The organism is Kitasatospora sp. MBT66 (genome assembly GCF_000710405.2).
Lineage (GTDB): Bacteria > Actinomycetota > Actinomycetes > Streptomycetales > Streptomycetaceae > Kitasatospora > Kitasatospora purpeofusca.
On the sequence record NZ_JAIY01000016.1, the window covers coordinates 406,005 to 410,379 of the forward strand.

The following is a 4,375-nucleotide window of genomic DNA, read 5'->3' on the forward strand; positions in this document are numbered from 1 at the left end:
CTGGTCCGGGTCGGCGCGGCGCTGGTCGCCCTCGGCGCCGCGATCGTGCTGGCCTCGCCCTCCGCCCTGCTGCCGCTGGTGGCAGGGCGGGCGGTGGAGGCCGCCGGGGCGGCGGGGCTGACCGTCGCGGCCTTCCGGATCGCCGGCCGCGACCGCTCCGGCCGCTCCACCGGCCTGGTCGCGATCGGCAACGCGGCCGGCGGCACGCTCGGCCTGTTCGTCGGCGCGGGCGCCGCGCAGCTGCTCGGCTGGCGGGCCGCGCTGGTCATGCCGCTGCTCGCCCTCACGGTGCTCCCCGCCGTACTGCGCCCGGCCGGCCGGGCCAGCCGGGCGGGACAGGCAGGACAGGCAGGACAGGCAGGACAGGCGGGGAGTACCCGGCCTGGGGCACCCGCCGGGCGGTTCCGCGACGCCCTGCCGCTGGGCCTGCTGCGGCGGCCCGGGTTCCGCCGTCCGGCGCTGCTCATGCTCGCGCTCGCCACCGTCAACTTCGCCCTGGTGTACGGCGCCCCGCGCCGGGTGGCCGCCCTCACCGGCTGGGGCCCGCTGCCCACCGGCGCCGCGGTCGCGTCCGTGGCACTCGCCGGCGCGCTGCTCTGCTGGCAGCTGGTGCGACTCGCCCCGGCCCTGGGCACGGCACGGGTCCGGGTGCTGCTGGCGGCGGGCTCGGCGGCGGCCGCCGCCGCGGCGGCCTTCGCGCCGTGGCCCCCGGTCGTACTGCTCGGCTCGGCGCTCAGCTCACTGGTCACGGCCGGCGGGCAGGGGGTACTCACGGGTTCGGCGGTCGGCGGGCTCGCGCCGGAGCGGCAGGGCGGCGCGATCGGCCTGTTCAATCTGGCCTTCCCGGCCGGCGTCGCCGCAGGTCCGGTACTCGCGGGCTTTGCGGACCAAACGGTTCAGTTCCTATACTGAACGGTCCAATCACCCGGACCGGTCACTACCATCCCAAACGGTCGGTACCATCCCGTCGCAGTAGCCCACCCGCCAGGGAAGCCCCTTCCCACCCCGACGAAGGACGAAGGACGGACGCATGGGAGCCGAGCGCCAGGACGCCACCGACGAGTACGGGATGCCGATCATCCCGGCGCCGGGCGACGCCGCGGCCCGCAAGCGCCAGGCGATCATCGACGCCGCCCTCGCGGAGTTCCTCGCCGAGGGGTACTCGGCCGCCTCGATGGACGTCATCACCAACCGGTCCGGCGTCTCCAAGGCCACCATCTACAAGCACTTCGGCAGCAAGGAGCGCCTGTTCCTGGCCGTCGTCAGCGGTGTGCTGCCCAAGACCTACGCCGATCTGACGCCGCCCGCCCGCGCCCTCGCCGACGCCCCGGACGTGCGCACCGCCCTGGTCCGGCACACCACCGAGCTCGCCCGCATCCTGCTGCGCCCCGAGATCATGCTGCTGCGCCGCCTGGTGATCGGCGAGATCGACCGCTTCCCGCAGCTCGGCCAGCTCTGGTACCTGGTCACCTACGACATGAACAACGGCCCGCTGGTCGAGATGCTCACCGACCTCACCGCCAAGGGCGAGCTGCACGTGCCGGACCCGAAGCTCGCCGTCCAGCAGTTGGTGGCCTGTACCGTCGGCATCCCGCAGCTGGTGCACACCTTCGCCCCCGCCACTCCGGTGGACGACAGCGAACTCGCCAGCACCATCGGGTCCGGCGTCGACCTCTTCCTCGCCCGCTACGGCCGTCCCCCCGGCTGGCACGGCCCGGCCTGACCTGCCCCGCGACTGCGGTCGACCGCCCTCGACGTCCCCCACCAAGCGGTCCGCCGCCGGCCCCGGCCCCGGGAGACCGGGGCGGAGACGGCGGCGGAGTCGTGCGCCGGGTGCAGCAAGCACCCGGGCCCGGGCATCACCTCAGCGGCCGGCGTCCCCCGCCCGGTCGCTCTGCTCCGCCCGGTCGCTCTGCTCCGCCCGGTCGCTCTGCTCCGCCCGCCCGGTCTGCTCCGTCTCCTCCGCCTGCTCCGCCCGGCGGCGCTGCCGCAGCACGAACGGTACGGCCGCGGCCACCAGGGCGGCCTCCGGCGCCGAAGGCTCGGCCGGACCTTCCCCGCCACGCCCGCCGAGGCCGTCCGGAGCCCCCGCCGCGAGGCCCTTCTGGTCGAAGGTGTCCGGCACCGGAAGGGTGTCCCAGCGCGACAGCGGCCAGGCGATCACGAAGGCCCGGCCGATCACGTTCTTCACCGGGACGAACCCGCCCCCGGGCTCGTTGACGTGGAAGCGCGAGTCGCGCGAGTCGTTGCGGTGGTCCCCCATCACCCACAGGTGGTCCTTGGGCACCGTCACCGTGCCCACCGGCGCGTCACCGCAGGGCGTCGCGCCCGGGTACAGGTAGGGCTCGTCCAGCGCCACGCCGTTGACCTTGACCGGGCCGCCCTCCCGGCACTCGACGGTGTCGCCGCCGACCGCGATCACCCGCTTGATGAGGTCCTTCTCGTTGTCGGAGGGCAGCAGGCCGACCGTGCCGAGCGCCGTACGGATCCCCTCGACGAACGCGTTGCCCTTGACCCGGGGCACCGAGTCCAGCCAGCCGCCCGGGTCCTTGAAGACCACCACCTCACCGCGCTCCGGCTCGGCGCCGAACCACGGGGTGAGCTTGTCGACCAGGACCCGGTCGTCCTTCTCCAGCGTGTGCTGCATCGAACCGGAGGGGATGGAGAAGGCCTGGACGAAGAAGGTCTTGATGCCCAGTGAGAGCAGCAGGGCGATGACGACCAGGATCGGCAGCTCCTGCCAGAACGGCCGCTTCTTCTTCGCCTTCCCGCGCTTGCCCTTGCCGTCCTCGGCCGCGCCGCCGTCCGCAACGGCCCCGGGGGCGCTGTCGCTGCCGCCGTCCGCACCGCCGTCCTTGCCGCCGGCCGCGCCTCCGTCGGCGTCGCGGTCCCCCGTGGCTGTGGCCGTGGCCGCCACCTCCGGGGTCTCCCCGTCGCCCTGACCGCTTCCCGCCGAACCGGCGGTCTCCTCCACGCTCATCCCTGGCCCCCTCCGGACGGCCCGGCGGGCCCCGTGCGGGACCCCCCGTTGTCAGCTAACGATCGACGGTTCCCGCAACCGGGCAGGGCCGGCCACCGACCACCCCCGCCCGCCACCGACCCGTCAGAACGTACACCCCGGGCCCCGCCGCTACGACACCCCACCACCCAGCATGATCCGCGCGACCAGCTCCCGCCGGCTGGCCACACCGGCCTTGGCGAACACCGACTTCAGATGGTCCTGCACCGTGTACGGCTTCATCGCCAGCAGCCGCGACACGTCCCGGGTGTCGCACCCCCGCACCAGCAGCAGCGCCACCTCCTGCTCCCGCGCCGTCAGCCCGTACGCCGAGAGGTAGAGCGGCATCGCGTCGGCGGGCGTCGCCGCCGACGCCACCACCGTCACCAGGTCCTCGGCGCCGCCCTTCAACGCCGAACCGTGCAGCACGTACCAGCGGCCGTCACCGTCCTGCACCCTGATCTTCGACTGCGGCACGGGCAGGCCGTGGGCCACCCGGCGGGCCTGCTCGGCGGCCATCGCGACGACCGTGGGCACCCGCAGCGAGGTCCGGCTCGGGTCGGAGAACCGGCCGAGCAGTTCCTCCGCCGGGCCGGAGATCGCGACCGGCCGGTTGCCCCGGCCGAGCACCACCACCGCCGGCCCCGCGTCCACCGCCCGGCCCGGCCCCGCGTCGGGCGGTGGCACATGACAGGCCCTCAGCGCGTTGCCGAGGTGCCGCGCGGCGAGGTCCGCGAGCTCCCGGTGCCGGGCCAGGAACGGCCCCCGGCCGGGCAGCCGCATGAAGACCGCGCACCCCCACATCCCGCCGTGGGCGTCGAAGACGGCCCGCAGTTCGTCGCCGAACCCCGCCGGCCGGATCTGCTCCCGATACCGCACACTGTCCGCCAGCCGCCCCCGGGTCGCCCGGCTCAGCGTCTCCGCCCGCACCCCGCTGCGCCGGATCGACGTGAACGTCGCCACGTCGTCCGCCCACACCTCCAGGCGCACCGCGTTCTCGAACCCGTCCAGGCTGAGGTCGTCGCTCAGCACCGAGTTCACCAGTCCGGTCGCCGGATCCGCCGAGTGCCAGCAGACCGCGTCGTACTCCAGGACACCCCGCAGCAGCTCGTCCGCTCTGCGGAACACCCTCTCGGCCCCCAGCCCCGCTCCGGCCAGCTCCCGCAGCCCCTCGATCGCCTGCTGAGCCGCCACCCCGCGTGCCCCACGTGATCCCATGCGCCGGAAACTAACACGCACACCGACCACCCGCCCATGCCCCGCCAGACGGATCCGCCCTCCCCCTCCGGACGGTCCCCGACCCCTCTCCCCTCATCCTCCGGTCGCCCCCCCACCCCGACACCGACCCCGGGGTGGACCACCGCGGCGGGGGGGACC

General features: G+C 74.9%; 4 protein-coding genes. 2 read left to right on the top strand and 2 right to left on the bottom strand.

The window, feature by feature from the left end; translation table 11 throughout:
* The coding region (locus tag BI06_RS37695) for an MFS transporter (protein WP_043475847.1) at nt 1-912 on the top strand (912 nt) is incomplete at its 5' end.
* A 118-nt stretch (nt 913-1,030) separates the two neighbouring features.
* Nucleotides 1,031-1,723, top strand: coding sequence for a TetR/AcrR family transcriptional regulator (locus BI06_RS37700; protein WP_030393098.1), 693 nt, complete (start codon nt 1,031-1,033; stop codon nt 1,721-1,723).
* A 141-nt stretch (nt 1,724-1,864) separates the two neighbouring features.
* Here the strand turns inward: BI06_RS37700 and lepB are convergent, their stop codons facing one another.
* On the bottom strand, nt 1,865-2,980 hold the full coding sequence (gene lepB / locus BI06_RS47265) for a signal peptidase I (RefSeq protein ID WP_082558970.1): 1,116 nt from the start codon (nt 2,978-2,980) through the stop codon (nt 1,865-1,867).
* Nucleotides 2,981-3,130: 150 nt separating this feature from the next.
* Nucleotides 3,131-4,216, bottom strand: coding sequence for a helix-turn-helix transcriptional regulator (locus BI06_RS37710; protein ID WP_082558971.1), 1,086 nt, complete (start codon nt 4,214-4,216; stop codon nt 3,131-3,133).
* Nucleotides 4,217-4,375: the final 159 nt, after the last annotated feature.

Coding starts and splice junctions, on each gene's coding strand:
- BI06_RS37700 (WP_030393098.1), top strand. CDS start 1,031: ATGGGAGCCGAGCGCCAGGACGCCACCGACGAGTACGGGATGCCGATC.
- lepB (WP_082558970.1), bottom strand. CDS start 2,980: ATGAGCGTGGAGGAGACCGCCGGTTCGGCGGGAAGCGGTCAGGGCGAC.
- BI06_RS37710 (WP_082558971.1), bottom strand. CDS start 4,216: ATGGGATCACGTGGGGCACGCGGGGTGGCGGCTCAGCAGGCGATCGAG.